27 protein-coding genes are annotated in these 26,280 nt (G+C 71.6%); 14 read left to right on the top strand and 13 right to left on the bottom strand.

Features of this window, described 5'->3' with window-relative positions; all coding sequences use genetic code 11:
• The first annotated feature begins 51 nt into the window (after positions 1 to 51).
• The 3 genes from ACGG9C_RS07585 to ACGG9C_RS07575 are packed head-to-tail and all read left to right on the top strand — an operon-like array spanning position 52 to position 2,988.
• The gene (locus ACGG9C_RS07585) at positions 52 to 1,155 is read left to right on the top strand and encodes a type III polyketide synthase (protein WP_194383980.1); all 1,104 of its coding nucleotides are present in this window, start codon (positions 52 to 54) and stop codon (positions 1,153 to 1,155) included.
• On the top strand, positions 1,152 to 1,853 hold the full coding sequence (locus ACGG9C_RS07580) for a methyltransferase domain-containing protein (RefSeq protein ID WP_194383981.1): 702 nt from the start codon (positions 1,152 to 1,154) through the stop codon (positions 1,851 to 1,853). The genes ACGG9C_RS07585 and ACGG9C_RS07580 overlap by 4 nt, the downstream gene beginning before the upstream one ends.
• Positions 1,846 to 2,988: an NAD(P)/FAD-dependent oxidoreductase gene (locus ACGG9C_RS07575; RefSeq protein WP_194383982.1), complete on the top strand. Its 1,143-nt coding sequence runs from the start codon at positions 1,846 to 1,848 to the stop codon at positions 2,986 to 2,988. Before ACGG9C_RS07580 ends, ACGG9C_RS07575 begins: the two co-directional genes overlap by 8 nt.
• A gap of 73 nt (positions 2,989 to 3,061) precedes the next feature.
• Here the strand turns inward: ACGG9C_RS07575 and ACGG9C_RS07570 are convergent, their stop codons facing one another.
• The 6 genes from ACGG9C_RS07570 to ACGG9C_RS07545 form a co-directional block, all read right to left on the bottom strand.
• Entirely contained in the window at positions 3,062 to 3,931 is an 870-nt protein-coding gene (locus ACGG9C_RS07570) for a UbiA family prenyltransferase (protein ID WP_194383983.1), read from the bottom strand.
• Between the two features lie 176 nt (positions 3,932 to 4,107).
• Positions 4,108 to 6,321 (bottom strand): ATP-dependent Clp protease ATP-binding subunit, encoded by a 2,214-nt coding sequence (locus ACGG9C_RS07565; RefSeq protein WP_390178500.1) that lies wholly within the window; start codon positions 6,319 to 6,321, stop codon positions 4,108 to 4,110.
• Positions 6,322 to 6,441: 120 nt separating this feature from the next.
• On the bottom strand, positions 6,442 to 8,187 hold the full coding sequence (locus tag ACGG9C_RS07560; protein WP_390178499.1) for an ATP-binding protein: 1,746 nt from the start codon (positions 8,185 to 8,187) through the stop codon (positions 6,442 to 6,444).
• Positions 8,184 to 8,540, bottom strand: coding sequence for a response regulator (locus ACGG9C_RS07555; protein ID WP_390178498.1), 357 nt, complete (start codon positions 8,538 to 8,540; stop codon positions 8,184 to 8,186). The genes ACGG9C_RS07560 and ACGG9C_RS07555 overlap by 4 nt, the downstream gene beginning before the upstream one ends.
• A 7-nt stretch (positions 8,541 to 8,547) precedes the next feature.
• Positions 8,548 to 8,946: a response regulator gene (locus tag ACGG9C_RS07550; RefSeq protein ID WP_176759444.1), complete on the bottom strand. Its 399-nt coding sequence runs from the start codon at positions 8,944 to 8,946 to the stop codon at positions 8,548 to 8,550.
• Between the two features lie 45 nt (positions 8,947 to 8,991).
• Positions 8,992 to 9,984 (bottom strand): GlxA family transcriptional regulator, encoded by a 993-nt coding sequence (locus ACGG9C_RS07545; protein WP_390178497.1) that lies wholly within the window; start codon positions 9,982 to 9,984, stop codon positions 8,992 to 8,994.
• A 98-nt stretch (positions 9,985 to 10,082) separates the two neighbouring features.
• Here ACGG9C_RS07545 and ACGG9C_RS07540 point away from each other — a divergent pair, with 98 nt between their 5' ends.
• Complete coding sequence (locus tag ACGG9C_RS07540; protein ID WP_286795636.1) at positions 10,083 to 10,313, top strand: hypothetical protein; 231 nt, start codon at positions 10,083 to 10,085, stop codon at positions 10,311 to 10,313.
• Here ACGG9C_RS07540 and ACGG9C_RS07535 read toward each other — a convergent pair.
• Positions 10,295 to 11,500: a glycosyltransferase family 4 protein gene (locus ACGG9C_RS07535; protein ID WP_390178496.1), complete on the bottom strand. Its 1,206-nt coding sequence runs from the start codon at positions 11,498 to 11,500 to the stop codon at positions 10,295 to 10,297. The genes ACGG9C_RS07540 and ACGG9C_RS07535 overlap by 19 nt on opposite strands.
• 4 nt (positions 11,501 to 11,504) lie before the next feature.
• On the bottom strand, positions 11,505 to 12,701 hold the full coding sequence (locus tag ACGG9C_RS07530; RefSeq protein ID WP_390178495.1) for a glycosyltransferase: 1,197 nt from the start codon (positions 12,699 to 12,701) through the stop codon (positions 11,505 to 11,507).
• A 190-nt stretch (positions 12,702 to 12,891) separates the two neighbouring features.
• Here ACGG9C_RS07530 and ACGG9C_RS07525 point away from each other — a divergent pair, with 190 nt between their 5' ends.
• Positions 12,892 to 13,485: a hypothetical protein gene (locus ACGG9C_RS07525; protein ID WP_071045432.1), complete on the top strand. Its 594-nt coding sequence runs from the start codon at positions 12,892 to 12,894 to the stop codon at positions 13,483 to 13,485.
• Positions 13,486 to 13,506: 21 nt separating this feature from the next.
• Here the strand turns inward: ACGG9C_RS07525 and ACGG9C_RS07520 are convergent, their stop codons facing one another.
• From ACGG9C_RS07520 to ACGG9C_RS07510, 3 genes are read right to left on the bottom strand one after another with little or no spacing between them, the layout of a single operon-like run.
• The gene (locus ACGG9C_RS07520) at positions 13,507 to 13,926 is read right to left on the bottom strand and encodes an RbsD/FucU family protein (protein WP_390178494.1); all 420 of its coding nucleotides are present in this window, start codon (positions 13,924 to 13,926) and stop codon (positions 13,507 to 13,509) included.
• 15 nt (positions 13,927 to 13,941) lie between these two features.
• The gene (locus ACGG9C_RS07515; protein WP_390178493.1) at positions 13,942 to 14,913 is read right to left on the bottom strand and encodes an aldo/keto reductase; all 972 of its coding nucleotides are present in this window, start codon (positions 14,911 to 14,913) and stop codon (positions 13,942 to 13,944) included.
• Positions 14,900 to 16,189: an L-fuconate dehydratase gene (locus tag ACGG9C_RS07510; protein ID WP_390178492.1), complete on the bottom strand. Its 1,290-nt coding sequence runs from the start codon at positions 16,187 to 16,189 to the stop codon at positions 14,900 to 14,902. Before ACGG9C_RS07510 ends, ACGG9C_RS07515 begins: the two co-directional genes overlap by 14 nt.
• A 133-nt stretch (positions 16,190 to 16,322) precedes the next feature.
• Between ACGG9C_RS07510 and ACGG9C_RS07505 the strand changes: the two genes are divergently transcribed.
• Together ACGG9C_RS07505 and ACGG9C_RS07500 are read left to right on the top strand one after the other, a co-directional pair.
• Positions 16,323 to 17,180 carry a fumarylacetoacetate hydrolase family protein gene (locus tag ACGG9C_RS07505; protein WP_390178491.1) on the top strand — a complete coding sequence of 286 codons (858 nt, stop codon included), beginning with the start codon at positions 16,323 to 16,325 and terminating at the stop codon, positions 17,178 to 17,180.
• Positions 17,162 to 17,932, top strand: a complete 771-nt coding sequence (locus ACGG9C_RS07500; protein WP_286795633.1) for an SDR family NAD(P)-dependent oxidoreductase — start codon at positions 17,162 to 17,164, stop codon at positions 17,930 to 17,932. Before ACGG9C_RS07505 ends, ACGG9C_RS07500 begins: the two co-directional genes overlap by 19 nt.
• 46 nt (positions 17,933 to 17,978) lie before the next feature.
• Here the strand turns inward: ACGG9C_RS07500 and ACGG9C_RS07495 are convergent, their stop codons facing one another.
• A complete protein-coding gene (locus ACGG9C_RS07495) occupies positions 17,979 to 18,818 on the bottom strand; it encodes an amidohydrolase family protein (protein WP_390178490.1) in 840 nt (279 codons plus the stop codon).
• Positions 18,819 to 18,882: 64 nt separating this feature from the next.
• Between ACGG9C_RS07495 and ACGG9C_RS07490 the strand changes: the two genes are divergently transcribed.
• The 7 genes from ACGG9C_RS07490 (at position 18,883) to ACGG9C_RS07460 (ending at position 25,176) form a co-directional block, all read left to right on the top strand.
• Entirely contained in the window at positions 18,883 to 19,569 is a 687-nt protein-coding gene (locus ACGG9C_RS07490; protein ID WP_071045495.1) for a FadR/GntR family transcriptional regulator, read from the top strand.
• Positions 19,570 to 19,632: 63 nt separating this feature from the next.
• Entirely contained in the window at positions 19,633 to 20,208 is a 576-nt protein-coding gene (locus ACGG9C_RS07485) for a glucose-6-phosphate isomerase family protein (RefSeq protein WP_194383988.1), read from the top strand.
• Positions 20,209 to 20,215: 7 nt separating this feature from the next.
• The gene (gene xylB, locus ACGG9C_RS07480; protein WP_390178489.1) at positions 20,216 to 21,703 is read left to right on the top strand and encodes a xylulokinase; all 1,488 of its coding nucleotides are present in this window, start codon (positions 20,216 to 20,218) and stop codon (positions 21,701 to 21,703) included.
• The gene (locus ACGG9C_RS07475; protein WP_390178488.1) at positions 21,703 to 22,656 is read left to right on the top strand and encodes a phosphoglycerate dehydrogenase; all 954 of its coding nucleotides are present in this window, start codon (positions 21,703 to 21,705) and stop codon (positions 22,654 to 22,656) included. The genes xylB and ACGG9C_RS07475 overlap by 1 nt, the downstream gene beginning before the upstream one ends.
• 11 nt (positions 22,657 to 22,667) lie before the next feature.
• Complete coding sequence (locus tag ACGG9C_RS07470; RefSeq protein ID WP_390178487.1) at positions 22,668 to 23,324, top strand: bifunctional 4-hydroxy-2-oxoglutarate aldolase/2-dehydro-3-deoxy-phosphogluconate aldolase; 657 nt, start codon at positions 22,668 to 22,670, stop codon at positions 23,322 to 23,324.
• Complete coding sequence (locus ACGG9C_RS07465; RefSeq protein ID WP_390178486.1) at positions 23,321 to 24,244, top strand: shikimate dehydrogenase; 924 nt, start codon at positions 23,321 to 23,323, stop codon at positions 24,242 to 24,244. Before ACGG9C_RS07470 ends, ACGG9C_RS07465 begins: the two co-directional genes overlap by 4 nt.
• Positions 24,241 to 25,176 carry a phosphotriesterase gene (locus tag ACGG9C_RS07460; RefSeq protein ID WP_194383993.1) on the top strand — a complete coding sequence of 312 codons (936 nt, stop codon included), beginning with the start codon at positions 24,241 to 24,243 and terminating at the stop codon, positions 25,174 to 25,176. Before ACGG9C_RS07465 ends, ACGG9C_RS07460 begins: the two co-directional genes overlap by 4 nt.
• 100 nt (positions 25,177 to 25,276) lie before the next feature.
• On the opposite strand, the gene ACGG9C_RS07455 is transcribed toward ACGG9C_RS07460, so the two are convergent.
• Positions 25,277 to 26,266, bottom strand: coding sequence for an ABC transporter substrate-binding protein (locus ACGG9C_RS07455; protein ID WP_390178485.1), 990 nt, complete (start codon positions 26,264 to 26,266; stop codon positions 25,277 to 25,279).
• Between the last annotated feature and the right edge of the window lie 14 nt (positions 26,267 to 26,280).

Raw genomic sequence — 26,280 nt, 5'->3', positions numbered from 1 at the left:
CCCGCCGGCGAAGCGACCCGACGCGGTGCGCGGCGTGCCTAGAGTGGCCACATGGCCGCCCCCCGGATCGTCGCGATCGGAACCGCCGTACCGACCGCGCGTCTGACGCAGGACGAGGTGCGCGACATGTTCGCCGCGCAGCCGGGAACCAGCCGACTCACACAGCGCCTCATCCACGCCGCGTTCGACGCCGCCGACATCGAGACGCGCCACAGCGTGCTGTCCCAACTCGCATCCGGGCAGGCCGCCGACCCGACGGAGGCGCTGTTCCGGGATGCCGCCGGCACCCTGCACGCGCCGACGACCGGCGAGCGTAACGACCTCTACGTGCGGCACGCGCCCGGACTCTACGCACGGGCGGCACGGGCCGCACTGACCGACGCGCAGGTGGCCGCATCCGAGATCACGCACGTCGTGACCGTCTCGTGCACCGGATTCTTCGCCCCCGGCCCCGACTACCGTCTCGTGCGCCACCTCGACCTGCGCCCCGATGTCGAGCGCTACCACCTGGGGTTCATCGGATGCGCCGCGGCCCTTCCCGCCCTGCGCGTCGCCGAGCGGCTCGCCCGGTCCGACCCCGGCGCGGTCGTCCTCGTCGTGTGCGCGGAGCTGTGCTCGCTGCACATCCGGGTCTCCGATGATCCGCAGCAGATCGTGGCGGCGTCCGTCTTCGGCGACGGGGCGGGGGCGGCGATCGTCACCGGCGCGCCCGGGATCGGTCGGGCGGGCGGCCTCGAGCTGGCGGATTTCGCGACGACCCTCACCTCGGAGGGCGAGACCGACATGACGTGGACGATCGGCGACCACGGGTTCGAGATGATCCTGTCCGCCGAGGTGCCGCGCATCATCGGGCGCGAGATCCGCGACGCCGTGGGACCGGTGCTCGACGGCGTCGACGCGTGGGCGGTGCATCCCGGCGGGCGCAGCGTGCTCGACCGCGTCGAGAGCGGGCTGGATCTCGACCCGCAGGCGCTCGAGGCCTCCCGGCATGTGCTTCGGACCTACGGCAACATGTCCAGCGCGACGCTGCTGTTCATCCTGCGCGACCAGCTCGCCGACGACGCCGTCGCCGACGGTCGCACGGTCGGGGCGCTCGCCTTCGGGCCGGGCCTCACGGTCGAGTCGGCCCGCCTGACCAAGCGGACCCCCCGATGACGCTCGCCGCGCGCGACACGGCGCTGCGCGAGCTGATGGACGACCCCGCCTGCGATCCGGTGCGACTGGATGCGACCCTGCGGCGCTTCGACCTCGTCAACCGCCTCGTGTCCGGCTGGGGCACCGTCTACCGCTCCCGCCTGCGGTCGTATCTCCGCGGCCTGGAGCGCCCCGCGCGCGTGCTCGACCTGGGCTGCGGCGGAGGCGACCTGGTGCGGCGGCTCGCCGCCGCCACCGCGCGCGACGGCCTCGCGGTCACCGTCGTCGGCGCCGATCCCGACCCCCGGGCGCATCGGGTGGCGACCTCTACGCCTGCGCCGCCGAACGCGGCGTTCGTGTGCGCCGACGCGGCCGCGCTCGTCGCGCGCGGAGAGCGCTTCGACGCGGTGGTCTCCAACCACGTGCTCCATCACCTCGACGACGCTCTGCCCGCCGTCGTGGCGGCATCCGCGTCGCTCGCCCGAGGTCCCGTGCTGCACGGCGACATCGCCCGCGGGCGTCTCGCCTACGGGCTCTATGCGGTGGGCATCACGCCGCTCGCGCCCGGTACCTTCCTGCGCACCGACGGACTTCGCTCCATTCGTCGCAGCTTCACGCCGGCCGAGCTTCGCGCCACCCTCGCCGCGGTTCCGGGGCGCTGGACGGTCTCGACACCGGCGCCGTTCCGGGTGCTGGCCGAGGGGTCGGGCCGTGCGTGAGGTGATCGTCGTCGGCGCGGGGCCGGTCGGGATGCTGCTGGCCGGCGAGCTGTCGCGCCTCGGTGTCGACGTGGAGCTTCTCGAGCGTCGCCCGTCGGCCGGGGGCGGCACACGCGCGATCGGCGTGCACTCCCCGGTGCTCGCCACCCTCGAGCCGTCGGGCCTCACGGAGCGGGTGCTCGCCTCCGCCGCACGCGTCACGCGCGGCGAGGCGCGGTCCCGAGGCGACGTGCTCGGCGTGGTGCGGTTCGACCGGCTCTCGCGCCGGTTCCCATTCGTCGCGACACTGCCGCAGGCGGCGACCGAGGCCGTGCTCGCAGAGGCCGCACCTGAGCCGGTGCGCTCGGCGACCGTCACGGCGGTGCTGCCGGCGCCGGACCACGTGCGCGTGCGCGCCGCCGTCTCCGGGGGGATCACCGAGCGCGACGCACGCGTCGTGGTCGTCGCGACCGGCTCCGGCGGACGCGACGTCGTCTATCGCACCGACGCGCTCGCACGGCGCTTGTATCCGGACCGCTACCTGATGACGGATGCGACCGCCGCGATCGACGCGGACACCTCGGTCGCGGCTGTGCACCTCGACGCCGCCGGCGTGCTGGAGTCGTTTCCGCTGCCGGGCGGCCGGCGGCGGTTCGTCGCGTGGGACGCCGCCCCGCACGCATCCGACACCGCCGCGACGCGAGGCGCGCGCCTGCGCGAGGCGATGGCCGTTCGCGGCGAGGCGCAGGCGGGCGAGGGCGTGGCTGCGGCGACCTCGTTCGGCGTGCGGAGGATGGTCGCGCCGCGCATGCGCCGCGACCGCATCCTCACCGTCGGCGACACCGCCCATGAGGTGAGCCCGATCGGCGGGCAGGGCATGAACCTGGGTCTGCTCGACGCGATGACCCTCGCGCCGCTGCTGGCGAAGTGGATGCGCACGGGCACCGCGCCGACGACCCTCGACGCGTGGGAGCGCCGGCGCGTTCGATCGGCACGCGTGTCCGCGGCGATCGCGGCCGGCAACACCGCGCTCGGGCGCCCCGCCTCGCGCCGCATCGACCGCCTGCGCACGGGCGCGCTGCGCGCCCTGCTGGCCACACCCGCATCCCTCGTTCTCGCCCACGCCTACGCGATGGGCTTCGACGCCGACGCCTGAGGCGACCCCGGCCCGGCCGGCAGCGCAGGCAGCGCAGGCAGCGCGGGCAGCGCGACCATGCGGGGGGGGGGAGTCAGGCGGCGAGCGCCCCGCCGGTCGCGACCAGCTGCACGGCGAGCAGCAGGGCGGCGGCCATGACGAGCGAGAACAGCAAACGCGCGCGGGGGCGTGAGAGCGCGACGACCACCGTCGCCGCGGTGAGGGCGAGGGCAGCCCCGAAGAAGATCCAGCCCAGCGGCGGGATGGCGGCGGCATCCGCCCCGACCGGACCCAGCAGCGTCGCGACGGCACCGACGAAGAGCCCGCCGATGGCGAGCAGAGTCGAGACGCGGGCGCCGAGGATGTGCGGCAGACCCCGCACCCCGGTGCGGGCGTCGTCGTCGAGGTCGGGCAGCACGTTCACCAGATGGATGGCGGCGCCGAGCGCCGCGCCGGCGATCCACGCCCACGGTGCGGCGGGGGCCGGGGGCTGGGCGGACAGCGGCGCGAGGGAGGGAAAGGCCCCGAAACCGACGAGGAACGGAACGATCGAGACCGGCGTCGCCTTGAGCCCGGCGTTGTACGCCCAGGCCGCCGCGAGGAAGAGGGCGTGGGCGGCGAGCATCCCGAACCCGATCGCGAGGGACAGTCCGACGGCGAGGGCGAGGCACGCGTAGGCGGCCGTCCAGGCCTGGGCGGCCGTCGCGTCGCCGCGCGCGAGCGGCTTGTCGGTGCGCCCGACGACGCGGTCGCGGGGAAGGTCGATGACGTCGTTGGAGATGCCGACGGAGAGCTGCCCGAAGAACACCGCCGCCGTCAGCAGGGCCAGGTGCGCCGGCGGCACGCCCGCCGCGGCACCGAGGGCGAGCGCCAGGGCGGTGACGACGAGCGTCGGGCCGGGGTGGGAGGAGCCCCACAGCGCGCGGACGACTCCCGCCACGCTCCGTCGATGCCGCTCCCCCATGCCTGCACGCTACCGGCCCGGCACCGCCCGTCGGCCGCACGGCCTCGCCCGCGCGGCGTCGACAACACAGGAGATCCGCGCCGCATGACCGACAAGAGGGGGCTGCGGCGCGGATTCCGGCGAAATCACCTGCGTTGTTCACCGCGGCACCCGCCCGGGGCGCGGCGGCACGGGCGTCAGTCGTCGAGGAGCTCCGCCTCGATCACCTCGTCCTCGTCGGGCTCGGCGGCGGCCGGGGCCGTCGCGGGGCCGTCGCTGGTGAGCACGAGGGTCGAGCCGTCGGCGGCCATGTCGACCCGCACCACGTCGCCGTCGCGCACATGGCCCGACAGCAGGGCCATCGCGAGACGGTCCTGCACCTCGGACTGGATGAGCCGCCGCAGCGGCCGCGCGCCGAAGATCGGGTCGTACCCGCGCTCGGCGAGCCACGCACGTGCGTCGGGGGTCACCGCGAGCGTCAGCCGACGATCTCGCAGGCGGCGCTGCAGCGCGTCGACCGCGAGCTCCACGATCTGCGCGAGGTCGTCTTCGGTGAGCGCCTGGAAGATCACGATGTCATCGAGGCGGTTCACGAACTCCGGCTTGAACGCCTGGCGCACGAGGCCCTGCACCTGCTCGCGCTTCTGCTCGAGGGGGATGGTCGGGTCGATGAGGATGGGCGAGCCGAGGTTGGACGTGAGGATCAGGATGACGTTCTTGAAGTCGACGGTGCGACCCTGCCCATCGGTGAGGCGGCCGTCGTCCATCACCTGCAGCAGCACGTCGAAGACCTCGGGATGCGCCTTCTCGACCTCATCCAGGAGGACCACGGAGTAGGGCCGACGGCGCACGGCCTCGGTGAGCTGCCCGCCCTGCTCGTAGCCGACGTATCCGGGAGGGGCGCCGACCAGTCGCGACACCGAGTGCTTCTCGCCGTACTCCGACATGTCGATGCGCACCATGGCGTGCTCGTCGTCGAAGAGGAACTCGGCGAGGGCCTTGGCCAGCTCGGTCTTTCCGACGCCCGTGGGGCCGAGGAAGAGGAACGATCCGGTCGGGCGGTCCGGGTCGCTGATGCCCGCGCGCGAGCGGCGCACCGCATCCGAGACGGCCTTGACCGCATCCTTCTGCCCGATGAGCCGCTTGCCGAGCTCCTTCTCCAGGTGCAGCAGCTTCTCGGTCTCGCCCTGCATGAGGCGTCCGACGGGAATGCCGGTCCACGACGCGATGACGCCGGCGATGTCGTTCTCGGTGACCTGGTCGCCGACCATCCGCTCGCCGGCGGGCTCTTCGCGCTCGGCCTCGAGCAGGCCGCGTTCGAGCGCCGGGATCTCGGCGTAGAGCAGGCGCGAGGCGCGCTCGAGGTTGCCCTCGCGCTGAGCGCGCTCGGCCTCCATGCGGGCGGCGTCGAGGCGGGTCTTGAGGTCGCCGACGCGGTTGAGCGAGGCGCGCTCGCGCTCCCATCGCGACTGCAGCTCGCCGAGCTTCGCCTCCTCGGCCGCGAGGTCGGCGCGCAGGGCCGCGAGCCGCTCCATGGCGGCGTCGTCCTTCTCCTTCTTCAGCGCGAGCTCCTCGAGCTTGAGGCGGTCGACGTGGCGGCGCAGCTCGTCGATCTCGAGCGGCGCGGAGTCGATCTCCATCCGCAGCCGCGACGCGGCCTCGTCGATCAGGTCGATGGCCTTGTCGGGAAGCTGACGGCTCGGGATGTAGCGGTGCGACAGGGATGCCGCGGCCACGAGCGCGCCGTCGGCGATGGCGACCTTGTGGTGCGCCTCGTAGCGCTCCTTGAGTCCACGCAGGATGGCGACGGTGTCCTCGACCGACGGCTCGCCGACGTAGACCTGCTGGAAGCGGCGCTCGAGGGCGGCATCCTTCTCGATGAACTCGCGGTACTCGTTGAGCGTGGTCGCGCCGATAAGGCGCAGCTCGCCGCGGGCGAGCATGGGCTTGAGCATGTTCGCCGCGGCGACCGATCCCTCCCCGCCACCGGCCCCCATGAGCACGTGGAGCTCGTCGATGAACGTGATGACGCGCCCCTCGGACTCGGTGATCTCCTTCAGCACGCTCTTGAGCCGCTCCTCGAACTGGCCGCGGTACATCGCCCCGGCCACGAGCGCGGAGATGTCGAGCGTGATGAGCTCCTTGTCTTTGAGCGACTCGGCGACGTCGCCCGCGACGATCCGCTGGGCGAGACCCTCGACGACGGCGGTCTTGCCGACGCCGGGCTCCCCGATGAGCACCGGGTTGTTCTTCGTGCGTCGCGTGAGCACCTGGCTGACGCGACGGATCTCGGAGTCGCGGCCGATGACCGGGTCGAGCTTTCCCTGCCGCGCGCGGTCGGTGAGGTTGATCCCGAACTGTTCGAGGGCGCTCTGCTGCTCCTCCTGCCCGGGCATCTGGGTGGCGTTCATGTGTCACGTCTCCTGACGTCGATTCCAAAGTTGAGTTTGCTTGACTCAAGTTTAGCACCGGAAGTGGATGCACGCGAGCAACGACCGGATCTCCGGCCGGTACGGTTCGTTCCGCCGCCCTCAGTTCGGACGCGCGGGGAGGGCGATGCGGAACTGCGTCCCCTCGCCAACGGCGCTCGTGGCCGACATCGTGCCGTCGTGAGCGGTGACGATCGCCTTCGTGATCGACAGGCCGAGTCCGACGCCCTTGATCGCCTGACGTGTAGCCATCTTCGATCGGAAGAACCGCTCGCTGAGCTGCTCGAGATCGTCGGGCTCGATGCCCATCCCGGTGTCGGTGACGGTGACGACGGCGTGCCCGTCCTCCCGACCGACGACGATGGTGACCGAACCGCCCGACGGGGTGAACTTGACGGCGTTGGAGACGAGATTGTCGATGGACTGGCCGATGCGGCGGCCGTCCGCGTGCAGATGCAGCGGCGCGTCGGGCACGTGCACGGCTACGGCAACGCCGGCACGCTCGGCGACGGGGAGGATCGACTCGCCCGCAGCAGACGCGATGTCCGCGATGTCGACGCTCTCGCGGCGCAGGGGAATCTTCCCCGCCTCCACCTGCGCGATGAACAGGAGGTCGCCGACCAGCTGGAGGAGGCGATTGGCATTGCGCTGCGCTACCCCGATGAACCGCTTCTGATCCTCGGAGAGGGTCTCCTCCTCCTCGATCACGAGCTCGAGATAGCCGAGGATGGAGCTGAGGGGCGTGCGCAGCTCGTGCGAGATCGTGCCGACGAACTCGTCCTTCAGGCGCGTGATCTCCTTGGCGTGACGGGCGTCGCGCAGAACGAAGGTGTAGCCGACCCTCTCGTCGCCGACGCGCCGCTCAGCGCATGTGAGGTAGACCGGGATCTCCACCCCGTCGACCGAGCGCACGAGCAGGTCACCCTCGCCCTGACCGGCAGAGCGACCGATCTCGACCAGTCGCGGCAGGATCTCGGCTTCGTCTGCGACACTGTCGTCGGCAGCAGGAAGTCCCACCGTGCGGGGAACGAACAGGTCGCCGACGGCCTCCTCGCCGCTGTGCGCTCCGTCACCGCCGAGGATATCGGCCACGTCGTAGCCGAGGAGCAGCTCAGCCCCCGGCCCCCACCCCACGATGCGGCCCCGCTCGTCGGTGACGATGACGGCCTCGTTGTCCATCGCCTCCCAGATGCTCTTCGCGAATGCCTCGGATTCGCGAAGCCCCTCGGCAGCGGCGGCGAGCTCGGTCCTGCCGCGCTCCGCCTCCTCGAGCAGCCGGGCACGCTCGCCCGAGAGTTCGGCCACTTCTGTCAATCGCGCCGTCGCCGAGCGCGTGGTCTCGTTCACGACGATCGCGACGGCCGCGATCACCACGGCGACGAAGACGACGCGCACGAGTTGCCCGTTGCCCCAGGCCTCCAGCCCGGAGAAGTAGGGCCCGAGGAAAGCCACGACGAGCGCGCCGATCCCGAAGGCCACCATGCGGCGGCCGGGGAGCGTGGCGACCCAGACGATCGGGAGGAGGATGATGACCGAGAACATCGACGCCGAGCCACCGGTTCCGACGCGGAAGAGCCCGATCGCGAGAATCGCCAGGATCGGCACGACGGCCACCCCGTCGCGACGCACTCGGTGCCAGGGGACCAGGACGGCCGCGACTTCCAGGAGCGCGAGCCATATCACGGACGACCACATCGCGACCGGGTCGGTGATCTGACCGGCTCCGAACAGCCACACCGCCGGAAGTGCGAGCACGACCAGCAGAAGGGTGGGCAGCAGGAGCAGCCCCGGATGCGAGCGCCTGCCGGCACCACTGCCAGGCGTGCGCGCGCTCGCCGTCGGCGTCATCGGGAGGGCTTCAGCTGATCAAGGACCCGTCGCACCTGCGCGGCGGTGAACGGCTTGGGCAGGTGCGCGTCTGCGGCCGGAAACTGTGCCGGATCGAGCACGGAGCAGATGACGATACTCGCTCCCGGGGCGAGGGCCCGAACGCGGTCCATCGCCCGCCAACCATCGTCTCGTCCGCGGAGCAGCAGATCGACGACCGCGATGTCGGGAGCCTTCTCCACGAGGAGCGGCTCCGCGGCGCCGGTACCGGCCGCCGTGCGCACGTCGCATCCGGCGCGCGTGAAGAGTGTCCGAAGCAGCTCTCGCTGATCGTCGACATCGTCGATCACCAGCACGTCGGGTGAAGCGCTCATCCCAGGATCATTCCACAGCGGGACGCTCGCGACGGCCGCGCGCGAGACGTTCGACGATCGCGACCAAGTCCTTCGACGACAGCGGCTTGGCGAGGTAGTCGTTCGCGCCTTCGCGTCGTGCGCGCTCGGCGTACTCGCCGCCGGCGTGAGCGGTCATGATCACCACGGCGAGATCCGATCGCCGCGCACGGATGTCGCCGAGAAGCTCGAAGCCCCCGCGCCCCGGCAGTTCCAGGTCGGTGATGACGACGTCGGGATCGAACTCCGACTCGAGCGCTTCGTAGCCGTCCGCACTGGCGAGCACCTTCACCTCACAGGGCAGGCGACGGTGCAGGATCGTCTGGACATAGAGGGCGACGTCCTCATCGTCCTCCACGACGATCACGCGGAACGGCTCGTCAGTCACATCTGTCACGATACGCGGAGGCGGCGGTCCGCCAAGACCCTCGTGTCAGGCTGCCGGCACCGACGGCGCCACCGCCGCGACCGCCTCGTCGACGCAGGCGAAGCGCGACCGGTAGGCCGTGGGGGTCACGCCGAGCATGCGGGAGAAGTTCTGCCGCAGCACCGCGGCGGAGCCGAATCCGCACGCCTCGGCAATGCGGTCCAGGCCCTGATCGGTGCGCTCGAGCAGACGCTGGGCGTGGATGACGCGCTGCCGCGCGAGCCATGCGGCGGGCGTCGTGCCGTGATCGGCCTTGAAGCGCCGCGCGAAGGTGCGCGGCGACATGTGAGCCCGGGCGGCGAGTTGGTCGACGGTCAGGTCGAGCGCGAGGTTCTCCAGCATCCAGTCGGTGACCGCCGACAGCGACAGCGAGGCGACTTCGGGGAGAGGATGGTCGATGAACTGGGCCTGGCCGCCGTCGCGCTGCGGCGGCACGACCATGCGCCGCGCGATCGTGTTCGCGGCCTCGGCGCCGAGCTCCTGTCGCAGCAGGTGCAGGCTCGCGTCGAGACCCGCGGCCGTGCCCGCGCTCGTGATGATCCGTCCATCCTGCACGTAGAGAACGTCGGGGTCGACGTCGATGCGCGGGTACATCTCGATCATCGTGTCGGTGTACATCCAGTGCGTGGTGGCTCGGCGCCCGTCGAGAATGCCGGATTCGGCGAGGATGAACGCGCCGCTGCACAGGCTCAGCAGCCACGCGCCCCGCGCGTCGGCCTGACGCACCGCGTCAAGCACGCGCGCATCGGTGCGGCCCCATTTCTCGCGCGGGAGCGGCGCGACGATCACCAGATCGGCCTCGGCGGCGAACGACAGATCGTGCTCGACGTTGATCGAGAAGCCCATCCCGGACTGCACGATTCCCGGGTCGGGTGCCAGCACGCGGAAGTCGAAGTTCTGGATGCCGTCGCGACTGCGATCGAGCCCGAAGGCCTCGCACGCGACGCCGAATTCGAACGGCGCGAAGCCGTCCTGGACGATACAGGCGACCGTTCTCACTTCGACCTCCGGGATCGGGGACGTTATGGCAGTTTTACACCGATGCGTGACTATTCTGCCACTTCTGTCTTTTTCCCGCTCGGCGTAGCTTTTCTGCCATGGTCATCCTCACCGCTTTCGCCGCCCTGGCCGCCCTCGGCCTCGCCGGGACTCTCGTCGCCCTCGTCACCGACGCGCGTCGCCGCATCCCGACCGACCCCGCACGCATCCCGCAACGCGAGAGCACGGCCGACGAGACCCGGGCGAATGTCCGAGACCCCGGTGCGCGCAGCCGGGTCTCGGTCGCGCGGCCCGGTCTCGCCGGCGGGCGTCAGAGCACGCCGGCGTAGACCTCGAGCATCGCCGCGGTGCGCGAGGACTGGCGGAAGGCCGCCGCGACCCGCTCCTCGGGGACCGGGGCGGAGCCGGCGGCGATGTCGGACGCCGCCCGCCGGAGCGCCTCGCCGAGGGCTTCGACCGACGCACCGGCGACATCCCACCTTCCGGCGCCGAGCTCCGCGCCGATGTCGGGGTCGCTCACGATCGCGGGTGTGCCGAGGCTGGCCGCCTCGAAGACCGTCATCCCCTGGGTCTCGAACCCGATCGAGGTCTGCACGACGGCATCGGCGCGATGGATGCGCCGCAGCGTCTCGGCATAGGGCAGTCGTCCGGCGAAGCCGACGTTCGTCCCGGTCGGCGCGTGCAGGCCGTGTGCCGTGACGAACCGCTGCGCCGCGCGCAGCTGGCCACCGCCGCCGATGATCTCGACGTCGGCGGCGGGCCGGGCGAAGGCCAGAGCCTCGAGGAAGGGCATCAGGCGCTTCTCGGGGCTCATCCGGCCGAGCCACACCAGTCGCGGTCGCCCGCCGGGAGCGGGCGGCGCCTCGGCGCGCACGGCATCGAGGAGGTCGTCGTGGATGCCGTTCCACACGACGTCGACGCCCTCGCCGCGTGCCGGCGAGACGCCGTGTGCCTCGAGGCGGCGCGCGAAGTGCGTCGAGGGCGCCGTCACGGCCGACGCGCGCTCGGCGAATCGGCGGAGGTAGGCCCAGCCGTCGGCGCCGCGCGTGCGCGAGCCGATCGCGCGCCGCTGCCAACCGCCGAGGATCCGCAGCACGGCGCGCGGCGCGGGGGTGGTCGCGGCGATGCCGACATCCACGCGGTTGTGCATGGTGTGCACGACGGGCCGATCGTGGCGGGCGGCGTAGCGGTGTCCGAGGAAGGCTCCCCAGAAATCGGCCTGCACGTGCACGACGTCGACGCGCGGGCGCGCGGCCAGCGCGTCATCCACCCAGCGGTCGGTGCGACCGCCGGGCCAGGACAGCGAGTACTCGCGATCGAACGTTATCGGGATCGACGGCACGTCGACGTAGGCATCGTCGGGGGCGACCGCCGCCGCCCGGCGTCCGTGGAGGGCGGGGGCGACGATCGTGACGGTGTGCCCGGCTCGCTCGAGGAACTCGCGCTGCAGGCGCATCGAGACCTGCGCGCCACCGAGCGATTCGACGTGCTGATCGCCGAACATCACCACGTGCACGGCGTCACTCCGGGAGCGGTTCGCCGCGGTAGAGGGCTTCGAAGGTGTCGAGGGTGCGGTTGATGTCGTGCACGGCCACCCCGTCGAGAGATGCCTGCTGCATCCGTCGGCGTTCATCGGCGTCGGCGGTGAGCACGTCGGTCAGCCGAGCGGCGAGTTCGTCGACGTCGCCGGGGGTGAACAGGTAGCCGTTCTCGCCGTGGTGCACGAGGTGCGGCAGCGCCACGGCGTCGGCGGCGACCACGGGAAGCGCCGAGGCCATCGCCTCCATCGTGGCGATCGACTGCAGCTCGGCGATCGAGGCGATCGCGAAGACGCTGGCCCGGGAGTACAGGCGCCGCAGCTCCTCGTCGGAGACGTGTCCGTGGAACACGACCCGATCCTCGAGCCCGAGCTCGTGCACGAGGTTCTCCAGGCTCTTGCGCTGGTCCCCGCCCCCGACGATGTCGAAGCCCGCCTGGAGCGCCGGGTCGAGGGCGGCGAGCGCCCGCAGCACGACGTCGATCTGCTTCTCGCTGGTGAGGCGTCCGACGAACAGCACCCGGTTCTCGGCGCGCGGCTCCAGGTCGGGGGTGTAGTTGCCCTTGTCGATGCCGCAGCTGACGGGGATGACATCCGACACGTCGATCGTGGCCTCGAGGAAGTCCGCCGCCTTGCGCGTGGGCGTCGTCACGGCGCGCGTCGAGGAGAGGGTGCGCTCCGCGTCGCCCCACGCCCAGCGGATGACGGCGTCGGTGATCCGCTGCGGCAGCACCGTGAAGTCGAGGATGTTCTCGGCCATCACGTGATTGGTCGCGACGACGGGGATCCCTCGGCGGTTCGCCTCGTAGGCGAGACCGCGCCCGATGATGATGTGGGACTGGATGTGCACGACGTCGGGCTTGACCTCGTCGAGCACACGGCGGGCGTAGTGCTTCGACCGCCACGGCCACACGAACCGCAGCCAGTCGTGCGGGGGCCAGCGCACCGAGGGGAGTCGGTGCACGCACATCTGGACGCCCTCGACGGTCTCGATGCCCGGCGCCGCACGTCGGTAGCGCTGGTTCGGGGCCACGACGTGCACCTCGTGGCCGCGACCGACGAGTCCGGCGGCCAGGCGCTCCGCGAAGCGGGCAGCCCCGTTGATGTCCGGCGCGAAGGTGTCGCAGCCGATGACGACGGTGAGGGGGCGGCGGGGATCGGGCGTGGCGGGGTCGGTCACGGGATGCGGGCTGCCTATCTGTGCGGCGGCGGAGCGCAGCGGCTGTCTGCGGAGGATGGCGCGGGTGGATCGCACCGGTTCGCGCGCGCGTCAACTGTACCGAAGAACCCCGGTCCGATCCGGGAGCGGCGCCCCGCCTTGTCGCCACGCTCTCGAGTGCCCTGTCAGGCGCGCGCCGTACGCTGGGCGCATGCCGCGACTGCACGCTGACGCCGACGAGCACCTCTGGGTTCCCGTGACGGGGTCACTGGGATTCCGCGGGCGCCGGCACCGCAAGGCCGCGATCCGCATGCTGCTGACGCAGGCGAACCGCGCGGCGGGCGCGGTCGACCGGCCCGGCAGCGGCTTCCTCGCATGGGCGATGAGCCAGGCGGCGCCGCTGCTGATGAAGCGCGCGAACGGGCGCGTGCTGGTGTGGGTGTGGAAGAGCGACCCCGACCTGCTCGTGGCGATGGCGCAGGTGCAGGAGGCGACCGCTCAGGCGCGGGCCGCGCGCGCGATGATGCCCATGGAGTACGACGACACCGAGTCGTTCCGCAGCCCCTTCCTCGGGATGGGCGAGAAGCTCGCGATGCCCCTGCCGCCCGACCCGCGCACGCCGCCCTTCGCCACCTACACGTGGGACACGGGCTCCCACTTCGTCACCGTCACGTGCGTCTGCGGAGACCGAGAGCGGTTCGGCACCGTCATGGGCTCCATGGACGACCTCGCGCGCACCGTGCGGGTGGCGGATGATCTGACGGTCGGCGAATCCGCCGGCGTGCTGCGCATCGACCCCGCCTGAACGGGTCGCGGCACGTGCCCGCTACGGCCGAGGGTGCCCGACGACCCCCTTGCGCAGCACGGCGTTGCCGTAGGTGCGCGTCTCCCCGGTGCGGATGACGAGGAACGCCGCGCGCGCGACGTCGTAGTAGGCGAAGCGATCGATGAAGGCCGTCGTCTCCGGCGTCGTGCCGGCGGCATCCATCAGCTCGCGCTGCACCTCGAGCACGGTGCCGTCGGCGGAGGTCATGAGGTCGAGCGACGGAGAGTCGTCGAGCGGAACGACGGTGCGGATCGCGCGCAGCACGTCGGGTGTCGTCGCGCCCGGGAGGTTCACGAGCCTCGTCGCGACGGCCGCGGCGGGAAAGTGCGCGTCGGCGATGACGACGGCGTCGGAGTGTCCCATGTCGTCCAGATGGTGCAGCAGTTCACCCGACAGCAGCGGGTGGATTCCTTCGAGCATGTCGTTCCTTCCAGCTCAGGCGGGGATGAGCGCCGCGTCGGCGAGCTCGGCCCAGAACCCGTCCGGCACCGGCAGGCGCATGTACTCGGCATTCTGCACCAGGTGCGCCGGGCGACTCCCCCCGACCACGACGGAGCGCACCGCGGTGTCTCGGAGCGGGAACTGCACGGCCGCCGCCGGCAGCGGCACCTCCCAGTCGGCGGCGATCGCCGTGATGCGCTGCAGGCGCTCCCACACGTCGTCGGGCACGCCGCCGTACTCGTAGCGGCCCTCGCGCGAGGGCTTCGCGGTCGCGAGCAGGCCGGAGTTGAACACGGATGCCGCCACCACATCCGTGCGGCTGCGATGACACGCGGGGAGCGCTTCGGCGGCGGCGGGCTGCTCCAGGAGCGTGTAGCGGCCGGCGATCATGACGACGTCGAGGTCGGCGGCGCCGACGCCGCGCACGACGGTGTCGGCGACCATCGTGCCGATGCCGACGGCCCGCACGACGCCCTCGGCGCGGAGCTGCTCGAGCGCGGGGAGCGCCTCGGCCACGGCGAGGTCGAGGTCGTGGCGCTCGGGGTCGTGCAGGTAGACCATGTCGATGCGATCGAGCCCCATCCGCTGAAGCGACTCGGAGATGCTCGTGCGGATGCCGTCGGCGCTGACATCCCACTCGCGGCGCAGCGTCGTCGGAACGTGGAAGTCGTGGTCGAGGTCGAGACCGCCGTCGTCGTCGGGGTTCGGGCGCAGCAGGCGCCCGACCTTCGTGGAGACCACGTACTCGTCGCGCGGCTTGGTCGAAAGGAACGCGCCCAGCCGGCGCTCGGACAGCCCGAGCCCGTAATGCGGCGCGGTGTCGAAGTAGCGGATGCCGCTCTCCCACGCCGCCTCGAGGATGGCGAACGCGTCATCGTCGCTCATCGCGCGGAAGAGGTTGCCGACGTTGGCGGCGCCGTAGCCGAGCGGGGTCAGCGTCGGCGTGCGCGGGTCAGGCGACGACATGCGCGCCCGTCCACGTGTAGGTGGCGATGCTCTCGGCCTTCATCTCCATGCCGGCGCCCGGCGCGAGCGGCGGCATGTACGCGCCGTGGCGGATGTCGGTGGGCGTGATGAAGTGCTCGTGCAGATGATCCACGTACTCGATCATCCGCCCGTCCCGGCTGCCGCTGACGGCGACGAAGTCGAACATCGACAGGTGCTGCACCGCTTCGCAGAGCCCCACGCCGCCCGCGTGCGGGCAGACCGGAACCCCGAACTTCGCCGCCAGCAGGAGGTTGGCGACGTTCTCGTTGACGCCCGCGACGCGCACCGCATCGATCTGCATGACCGAGATCGCCTCGGCCTGGAGCAGCTGCTTGAAGATCATGCGGTTCTGCGCGTGCTCTCCCGTGGCCACGCGCACCGGCGCGACACCGCGGGCGATCTCGGCGTGACCGAGGATGTCGTCGGGGCTCGTCGGCTCCTCGATCCACGCGAGGTCGAACTCCGCCAGCGCCCGCACCCACTCGATCGCCTCGGAGACCTCCCAGCGCTGGTTCGCGTCGATGGCGATCGGGAAATCGGGCCCGCAGACCTCGCGCGCGATGCGCAGGCGGCGCACGTCGTCGTCGAGATCGGCGCCGACCTTGAGCTTGATCTGGGGGAATCCTTCGGCGATCGCCTCGCGGCACAGGCGCGTGAGCTTCTCGTCGGAGTAGCCGAGCCAGCCCGGGCTCGTCGTGTAGGCGGGATAGCCGTCGGCCAGTAGGGCCGCCTCACGCTCGGAACGACCCGCCTCGGCACCGCGGAGGATCTCCAGCGCCTCGTCGGGGGTCAGGGCGTTGGTGAGGTAGCGGAAGTCGACCAGCCCGACGATCTCCTCGGGGGTCATCCGCGACAGGAGCCGCCACAGCGGCATTCCCGCACGCTTGGCCTTGAGGTCCCACAGGGCGTTGACGACGGCGCCGATCGCCATGTGCATGACGCCCTTCTCGGGCCCGAGCCAGCGCAGCTGCGAGTCGCCGATGAGCCCGCGCCACGTGGCGCCCATGTCGTCGAGGAGGGGTTCGAGCTCCTGCCCGACGAGGTGGCCGGCGAGCGCGTCGATCGCGGCGACCTGCACGTCGTTGCCGCGGCCGATCGTGAAGACGAACGCGTGACCGGCCTCGCCCGCGTCGGTGACGACCTGCACGTAGGCGGCGGAGTAGTCGGGGTCGAGGTTCATCGCGTCGGAGCCGTCGAGACTGAGCGACGTGGGAAAGCGGATGTCTGTCGTGTCCAGTGAGACGATGCGGGTCACAGGTACTCCTCCTCGAGCCGCGGCTTCCGCGGGAACCTTGGAAGTGTAAACATCGGATGTCTATACTGTCAATTGCCACCAGGGTCGCAGGCGCTGACGCGTGCGCGGCCGCACACTGTCGTACGGGAGATTCATGAAATTCGCACGCCTCGGGCCGGTCGGCCACGAGATCCCCACCGTCGTCGACGGAGATCGCCATCTCGACCTGCGACCCCTCACATCCGATGTCACGGGGGACTTCCTCGCCGCCGATCACGTATCGCGTGTGTCCGCGGCCATCGAGGCCGGACGGCTCCCCGAGCTCGACGTCGACGGTCTGCGCATCGGCGCACCGATCGCCCGCCCCTCGGCCGTCATCTGCGTCGGGATGAACTACGCCGCCCACGCGGCGGAGTCGGGTTCCGCGCCGCCGGAGATCCCGATCATCTTCCTCAAGACCCCCAACACCGTCGTCGGTCCGGACGACGAGGTCATGATCCCGCGCGACAGCGTCAAGACCGACTGGGAGGTCGAGCTCGGCGTCGTGATCGGCACGCGCACCGCCTACCTCGACAGCCGGGACGAAGCTCGCGCGCACATCGCCGGCTACGTCGTCGCGAACGACGTGTCCGAGCGAACGTTCCAGCTCGAGGTCTCGGGAGGCCAGTGGTCGAAGGGCAAGTGCTCCTTCGGGTTCAGCCCCACCGGGCCGTGGCTGGTCACCGCCGACGAGGTCGATCCCGACGCCCTGAGCCTGCGCAGCTTCGTCAACGGGGAACCGCGCCAGGACTCGAACACCGCCGACATGATCTTCCCGGTCGACGAGATCGTCTACCAGCTGTCGCAGTACATGACCCTCGAGCCGGGCGACCTCATCCTCACCGGGACCCCGGAGGGCGTGGCGCTGTCGGGGCGCTTCCCGTACCTGGCCCCCGGTGACGTCGTCGAGATCGAGATCGACGGACTCGGCCGGCAGCGACAGGTCTTCACGGCATGGGAGCCCGCGTCGTGACCGGCGTGCTCGACGGCCTCGTCGCGGTCGTCACCGGCGGCGCGTCGGGGATCGGCGCCGCGATCGCCGAGCGCCTGCACGCCTCGGGCGCGCACGTGGCCGTGCTCGACCTCGATCCGACGGGGGCCGACGAGCGCTTCGCCGCCTTCACCGCCGACGTGTCGGACCGAGCGAGTGTGGATGCCGCGATCGCGGCCGTCGGCGAGCGCTTCGGCCGCATCGACATCGTCGTCAACAACGCCGGCATCGGAGCACAGGGCGATGTCGCCGCGAACGACGACGATGAATGGGCGCGCGTGCTGTCGATCAACGTCACCGGCATCGCGCGCGTCAGCGCCGCCGCCCTCCCCTGGCTGCGCCGCTCGCCCGCGGCGGCCATCTGCAACACGGCGTCCATCGCGGCGACCGCGGGCCTGCCGCAGCGCGCCCTGTACAGCGCGTCGAAGGGGGCGGTGGCCGCACTCACCCGCGCCATGGCCGCCGACCACCTGCGTGAGGGCATCCGCGTCAACGCGGTGAACCCCGGCACGGCCGACACCCCGTGGGTGGGACGCCTGCTCGCGAGCGCGCCGGATCCCGAGGCCGAGCGCGCCGCGCTGGAGGCGCGCCAGCCCCACGGGCGTCTCGTCTCCGCCGCCGAGGTCGCCGAGGCCGTGCACTACCTCGTCGGTCCGGGCGCCGGATCGACCACCGGCACCGCGATCGAGGTCGACGGGGGGATGGGCCCGCTGCGGCTGCGTCCGACGTCGTGACCGCGGGCGGCGGGGCGCGACCCGCACGGGATGCGCCCCGCCGCTCTCAGGCCGCCGCCGAAAGCCGGTAGGTGCGCTCGGCGGTCGACCAGAGGATGGCGTCCCGATCGCCGGGATCGAGTCGGGACGACCATTCCGTGACGAATCTCGCCCACCGTCCGTACGGCGTCGACACCGGCCAGTCCCCGCCGAACATCAGCCGCTCGGGCCCGAAGGCCTCCAGCGCCACGTCGAGATAGGGCCGCAGTCCCTCGGACGTCCACGGCCCGCGTGCTTCGGCCGGCAGACCGGAGATCTTCGCGACGGTGTTCTCCCGCTCGGCGAGCGCCGCGATGTCCCCCATCCACCGCGCGGCCGGGGCGGAGGAGAGATCGGGCTTGCCGAGGTGGTCGAGCACGATCGTCAGCTCCGGCACGGCGTCGGCCAGCGCGACGACATCGGCCAGCTGATCGTGTCGCACGCACGCGTCGAAGGTGAGCCCGGCCCGCGCGATCGCGTGCGCCCCGGCGAGGAACTCCGGCGAGAGCGCGAACCCGCGGTCTTCGCCCTGCAGCAGACGTCGGATGCCTCGCACGAGCGGTCGCTTGCAGAGACGCGCGAGCACGTCGTCCAGGTCGGAGGGGCGCTCGACCGGCGCGAAGGCGACGACACCGCGGATGTCGGCGACGCCCGCCCGCTCGACGACCCAGTCGACCTCGTCGACGGCCTGCTCCGGCGCGCAGTCGGCCTGCACGAAGACGAAGGCGCGCTCGGATACGGCGGGCGCATCCTGCAGCGCGGCGGTCAGTTCGGCGACGTCGTGCCGCGCGGCCAGGGGGCCCTCCAGCCACGCGTAGTGCAGGTGATCCGGATCCCAGAGGTGGAGATGACTGTCGAGGAGGCGCACATCGTCCATTGTGGCGCGGACCGCGGTCGGCGTCGTGGAGGATGTCTCGCCCTACGATGTCGACATGGCCCTGACCGACGACGCGATCGAGCGCATCAAGGCGATGATCGTCGACGGCGAGATCGCCCCGGGCGACCGCCTCCCGCCCGAGAAGGAGCTGTCCGAGCGCCTCGGGCTCTCCCGCAACTCGCTGCGGGAGGCGGTGAAGGCGCTCGAGGTCATGGGCGTGCTCGCCGTGCGGCGCGGCGACGGCACGTACGTCACCAGCCTCGAGCCCGGACTCCTCCTCGACGCGGTGTCCTTCCTCGCCGACCTCCACGACGACACCTCGCTGCTGGAGATCTTCCAGGTGCGCCGCATCCTCGAGTCGCACGCGACCGGACTCGCCGCCCGGCGCGCGACTCCCGCCGACGTCGAAGCCCTGACGGCCGAGGTCGACAAGGTCTCCGACGTGCAGGACATCGAGACGCTCGTCGACCACGACCTGCGCTTCCACCGCATGATCGTCGTGATCGGGGGCAATCAGTACCTCGCGAGCCTCGTCGACTCCCTCACCAGCCAGACGGTCCGTGCTCGCGTGTGGCGCGGCCTGACCGATGACGGCGCCGTCGCGCGCACCCTGGCCGAGCACCGCGCGATCGTCGACGCGATCGCCGAGGGCGACGTGGCTCTCGCGACCGCCGTCGCGACCGCACACGTGGCGGGTGTCGAGCGCTGGCTCCGGCGGGCGGGAGCGCACGGGGGCGAGTGACTGGACGGCACCTGTAATGACAGCTACACTCACCTGTAGTTACAGGACCGTCGAGGAGGACTCATGCCTGCCTTCCGCACCCCGCCGCTGCGGCCGTTCGCGATCGATTTCGACCCCGACCGGCTGACCCTCTCCCCCGAGGGACCGACGCTCACGCGGCGCATGAGCGACCTCGAAGGTCTCTTCCGCGACCACGACGCCTGGCGCACCGCCGCCGAGGGTGATGACCCCGTGGTCTACACGGTCTCCAGCAGCCCCGTCCCCGAGATCGAGCGGGAGCTGCCGCAGTCGATCACGACGATCCTGCCCGGCACCACCGGCGGCGAGCTCTGGATGACCAAGGGCCACCAGCATCCGGACCACCAGGGCGAGATCTACTACGCCCTGCAGGGCACCGGCGGCCTGCTGATGTTCGACGGCGACGAGCACGCCTGGCTCGACATGACCCCGGGGACGATCGGATACATCCCGCCGGGCTGGGCCCACCGCTCGGTCAACACCGGCGATGACGCCTACGCGTTCCTCGCCGTCTATCCCGGCGGCGCGGGGCACGACTACGGCTGGGTCCTCGAGCACGGCATGGGCCGGCGTGCGTTCCGCGCCGAGGGCGGATTCGAGCTGCGCCCGTACGGGGAGTGACTCTCCCGTGCTCATCGCCCACGATCTCGGAACGACCGGCAACAAGGCGTCTCTCCACGACGACACCGGCCGCCTGCTCGCATCCGTCACCGTCTCCTACCCCGCCCACTTCGCCGCCGACGGCATCGCCGAGCAGGACCCCGGCCACTGGTGGGACGCCGTCGTGTCGGCGACGCGATCGCTCGTCGAGCGCGCCGAGGTGCAGCCGTCCGAGGTGACGGGCCTCGTCGTCAGCGGCCAGATGATGGGCGCCGTGCTCCTCGACGGCGACGGGCGGCCCGTGCGCCCGGCGATCATCTGGGCCGACACGCGCGCGGCGGCACAGGAACGCGAACTGAGCGACGCCCTCGGCGACGAGCCGGCCTACCGGCTGCTCGGCCACCGGCTGAACCCCACCTACTCGGTCGAGAAGGTCATGTGGGTGCGCGACAACGAACCCGACGTATGGCGGCGGGTGCGCCGTTTCTGCGTCGCGAAGGACTACATCGTCCTCCGTCTCACCGGGCGCCTGGCCACCGATCGGTCCGACGCGAGCGGCACGAACGCCTACGACCAGCTCGCCGGAACCTGGTCGAGCGCCGTGCTCGACGCGGCACGCCTCGATGCCTCGCTCTTCCCCGAGATCGTCGACTCCGTGACGGTCATGGGCACCCTCACCCCGGATGCCGCCGATGCCCTGGGCCTGCCGGCCGAGGTTCGCGTCGTGATGGGCGGGGGCGACGGCCCGATGGCGGCCGTCGGCTCCGGCATCGTCGCCCCCGAAGACGGCGCCTACGTGTGCCTGGGCACGTCGTCGTGGATCTCGTTCGCCACCGACGCGCCGCTCCACGATCCGCACCGCCGCACCTTCACCTTCGACAATGTCGTGCCCGGGAGCTTCGTGCCGACCGCGACGATGCAGGCCGGCGGCGCATCGGTGCAATGGATCTCCGAGGCCCTGTCCTCCGACCCGACGCGCCCCGACACCGCCGCCCTCACGGCCGACGCCGGCGGCGATGTCGACACCGACGGCCTGTACTTCCTCCCCTACCTCCTGGGTGAGCGCTCCCCGTACTGGAATCCGGATGCGCGCGGCGCCTTCGTCGGCATCGCACGCCATCACACTCGGGCCCACCTGATGCGTGCGGTGCTCGAGGGGGTCGGATTCAACCTGCTCACGTGCATCCAGGCGTTCCGCGCGGCCGGGGCGACGTTCGATCGCATCGATGCCGTGGGCGGCGGCGCCCAGAGCGACGCCTGGCTCAGCATCCTCGCCGACATCTGGGGCGTGCCGGTGCGGCGCCGGACGATCGTGAGCGAGGCGAACAGTCTCGGCGCGGCCGTCACCGGCGCCGCGGGGCTCGGACTCACCGACTTCTCGGCGGCGCGCTCGCTCAGCGAGGTCACCGCCGAATTCACACCCGATCCGCATCGCCACAGCGCATACGCGCAACGGCACGCACGGTTCTCCGCGGCGTACGACGCGCTCGAGCCGTGGTTCACCGGAGGAGCCTGATGGCCGTCATCCTCGTCACCAGCCGATCGTTCGGCGACGGCGACCTCGACGTGCACGCCCGAGCAGCCGAGGCGGGGCACACGATCGTGCGCGGTCCGGCGCACCATCCCCTCGACGACCTCGCCGAGGTGCTCCCCACCGTCGACGCGTGGATCGCCGGCACCGGACCCATCACGACCGAGCACCTCGACCTCGCACCCCGGCTGGCGGTGATCGCCCGCTACGGCGTCGGGGTCGAGGCCGTCGACGTCGCCGCGGCCACCGAGCGCGGCATCGTGGTCTCGAACACGCCGGGCGCCAACGCCGAGGCCGTCGCCGACCACACCGTCGGCCTGGCCCTGGCCGCACTCCGGTCGACGGTGGACGGCGATCGCCGCGTGCGCTCCGGCGACTGGACCGTGCGACGGGGCCGCGAACTCGGCAGGTCGACGGTCGGTATCGTCGGCTTCGGGCGCATCGGACGCGGCGTCGCACGACGCCTGCAGGGCTTCGGGTCCGACGTTCTCGCCACCGACCCGTTCGTGCCCGCAGAGGATGTGCGACGTGCCGGCGCGGAGCCGGCGACACTCGACGAGATCTTCGCGAAGGCGGATGTGATCACCCTGCACGCGCCCGGCGGACAGGTGATCGTCGACGAGGAGCGCATCGCGCGCCTTCGCCGCGGCGCCGTGATCGTCAACTGCGCTCGGCCCGATCTGGTCGACGAGCCGGCACTCGCCGCGGCGCTCGCGGACGGCCGCGTCGGAGCCTACGCCGCCGACGTGCTCACCGGAGACACGGCCGGGCGCGACAGCCCGCTGCTCGATGCCGCACTGGCCGACCGGGTCGTCATCACACCGCATCTGGCCGCGCAGACAACGCAGGCCGTCGACAACATGGGGGCGATGGCCCTCGAGAACGCTCTGGCCGTGCTCGCCGGCGAACCGGCGCCCTACGCCGTGACGAGCACCTGAAACGAGGACGCATGACCACCGATCCCCTGGTCCCCACGAGCGAAGCCGGCGTGCTGGCCGTGCTGCGCGCCCCCTCGGCTTCGACAGCGCTCGACGCGGTCGATGCTCTCGTGCGCGGCGGCGTGACCGGCATCGAGGTGACCTTCAGCACGCCCGATGCCCCCGAGGTGATCGCGCAGGTGCGCGCACGATACGGCGACGACGCTCTCGTCGGCGCGGGAACGGTCACCACGGCGGAGCAGGCCCGCGAAGCGGCGGAGGCGGGCGCTCAGTTCCTCGTCAGTCCCGGTTCGGTCGCGGAGCTCTCGGCGGCGATGACCGCCACGGGGCTCGTCACGATGACCGGCGCACTGACCCCCAGCGAGGTCATGCTCGCGCGCGGCTACGGCGCCGACGTGGTGAAGATCTTCCCGGCATCGGTCTTCGGCCCGTCGTACCTCGGGGCGCTCCGCGCACCGCTGCCCGGCATCCCCCTCATGCCGACCGGCGGCGTCACCCCCGACAACCTCGCGGAGTGGTTCGCCGCCGGCGCGGTCGCCGTGGGAGCCGGCGGAGACCTCGTTCCCGGGTCGGCGCTGGCGGCGGGAGACATGGAGGAGATCGAGCGCCGCGCGCGGCTGTTCGCCGCGGCGCTGCAGCGGGTGCGCGAGGAGGGTGAGGCGGCATGACCGGCGACTACATGGGATTCGTCGGGGTGAGCACCGGCTCGTCCTCGATCAACGAGGTGTTCCCGCTGTGGGCGCAGATCCTCGGGCTCCCCACCGATCGGCTCATCGGGCACGACCTTCCGCTCGACGCCACGCGCGAGCAGTACCGCGACCTCGTCGCCCGCATCCGCGACGACGAGCACCATCGCGGCGCACTGGTGACCACGCACAAGATGAACGTCTTCGCGGCGGCATCCGACATGTTCGACGACCTCGACCCCTTCGCGGTGTCGTGCAGCGAGATCTCCTCGATCTCCAAGCGGGGCGACCGGCTGATCGGCCAGGCGAAGGATCCGCTGACCGTCGCGCTCGCGCTCGATGACTTCCTTCCGCGCGACCACTTCGCCACCACCGACGGCCACGTGCTCATCCTCGGCGCGGGCGGTTCCGGAACCGCCCTGTCGTGGGCACTGGCCGAGCGGCCCGCGTTCGAGCGCCCGGCCCGCATCGTCGTCACCGCTCGCGACGACCGCAGCCTCGACGAGCTGCGGTCCGTGCACGAGAGGCGCGGAACGCCCCCGGACCTGATCGAATACCGTCGCGTCGACGACGATGCGGATTCGGCCGCCCTCGTCGCCGCGCTCCCGCCGGCGTCGGTCATCGCCAACGCCACCGGCCTCGGCAAGGACCGCCCCGGCTCCCCGCTTCCCGACGACGTGGTCTTCCCCCGCAACGCCTTCGTATGGGAGTTCAACTACCGGGGCAGCCGGGAGTTCTGGCACCAGGCCCTCGCTCAGCAGGATGCGCGGGAGCTCGTCGTCGTCGAGGGCTGGCGGTACTTCATCCACGGCTGGTCCCAGGTCGTCGCCGACGTGTTCGACGTGACCCTCACCCCCGAGATCGTCGATCGGCTGGCCGCCGCCGCGGAGACCACGAGATGATCCGCACGGTGCTCGGCGACATCGAGGCGGCCGAGCTCGGCCCCACGAATTACCACGAGCACCTGTTCCAGATCTCGCCGCTCCTCCCCGGCGACGAACTGGACGACGAGGAGCGGTCGGGCCGCGAGGCCGAGACCCTGCGCGACAGCGGCTTCGCGGCGATGGTGGATGCGACCCCGCTCGGCCTCGGACGCGACGCGGCGGGCATCGCCCGCATCAGCGCCGCGACGGGCCTGCACATCGTCGCGACCACCGGACGCCACCGCGAAGCGCACTATCCCGGCGAGCATCCGCTGCACGCATGGGACGTCGATCGCCTGACGGCCCGCTTCGTCGGCGAGATCGTCGCCGGCATGTGCGACGGCGACGACCTCGCACGGGGTCCGGGCGGAACATCCGTGCGAGCGGGCCTGCTGAAGGGCGGGGTCGGATACTGGCGGATCACGGCCTTCGAGCGCGCGACGCTCGACGCGGTCGCCGCCGCGCACCGCGAGACGGGTGCTCCGGTCATGGTGCACCTGGAGTTCTGCACCGCCGCGCATGAGGTGCTCGATCTGCTCGCCGAGCAGGGCGTCGCCGCCGACCGGGTCGTGCTCGCCCACGCGGACCGCGATCCCGATCCCGGTCTCCACGCGGCGCTGGCCGCACGCGGCGCCTACCTCGGCTACGACGGGTTCGCCCGCCCCCGCACCCGCAGCGACGCCGAGCTCCTGACCCTCACCGAAGCGGTGGTCCACGCGGGCGCGGGCGAGCGCATCGTGCTCGGCGGCGACGTGGCGCGCCGCACCCGCTATCTGGCCTACGGCGGCATGCCCGGCCTCGGCTACCTCGGTGAGCGGTACGTGCCGCGACTGCGGGAGCGTGTCGGCGCGGACGCTGTCGACACGATGCTGCGCGACAACCCCGCGCGCCTGCTGTCCCTGTCCTCCTGAGCGCGACACCGGCCGGCGCCGATTCGCGATTCCCCTCCCCCACCGCGGGCGCACGAAGAAGGGCTCCCGCCGCGGCGGGAGCCCTTCTCGATGGTGCGGCTTACTCGTAGAGGACCGCGGCGATGTCCTCGTCGTCGATGTTGTCGGCGTCGTACCAGTACGAGCCGGTGTCGTAGAAGCCCTCGACCGTCTCACCCATCGCGGCGTCGTACGCGGCCTGCACGACGGTCGCGCCGATGCCGATCGGGTCCTGCGTGATGGCACCGGCCATCGTGCCGTCCTTGATCGCGTTGATCTGCGCGGCGCCGGAGTCGAAGCCGACGATCGTGATCTCACCGGCGTCGAGACCGAGCTCGTTCACGGCGTTCACGACGCCGATCGCGGAACCCTCGTTGGTGCCGTAGATGCCCTTGAGGTCGGGGTACGCGGCGATCATCGCCTTGGCGATGTCGGCCGACTTCAGGTGGTCGCCGTCACCGTACTGGATGTCGACGATCTCGATGTCGGGGTAGTTCTCCTCGATCTCCTGCACGAAGCCGTCGCGGCGCTCGACACCGGTCGAGTTGATCTGGCTGTGGCCGACGATCGCGACCTGTCCCTCACCGCCGATGAGCTCGGCCATGTGCTCGGCCGCGATGCCGCCGGCCACGATGCTGTCGGTCGCGGCCAGGCTCAGCGAGTAGTCGCTGTCGCAGGGCGCGTCGAACTCGACGACCGGGATGCCGGCAGCTTCGGCGCTCTCGTACAGCGGGATGCACGCCTCGGGGTCGAGCGCGGCGTACGCGATCGCGTCGGGGTCCTTGTCGATCGCCGTCTGCAGCATCTGCAGCTGCGCGTCGACCTCGGTCTCGGCGGCCGGGCCCTCGAAGGTGATCTCGACGCCGAGTTCGGCGGCGCGCTCCTCGGCACCCTGCTTGACGGCCTGCCAGAACTGGTGCTGGAAGCCCTTCGAGATCATGGCGATGTACATCGAGTCGCCGTCGCCGCCGGCCTCGCCCCCGGACGAGCCGTCCGAGCTCGAGCATCCGGCGAAGGCGAGAGCCGCTGCCGCGACGGTGGCCGCGAAGGCGACCTTCTTTCCGTACTTCATTGAAACTCCATTGT

It is taken from the genome of Microbacterium sp. MTN4-26 (assembly GCF_042846595.1).
GTDB classification, from domain to species: Bacteria; Actinomycetota; Actinomycetes; order Actinomycetales; family Microbacteriaceae; genus Microbacterium; species Microbacterium luteum.
Note: the sequence above shows the minus strand (reverse complement) of the source record. Positions and strands in the feature narration are given on the sequence as shown.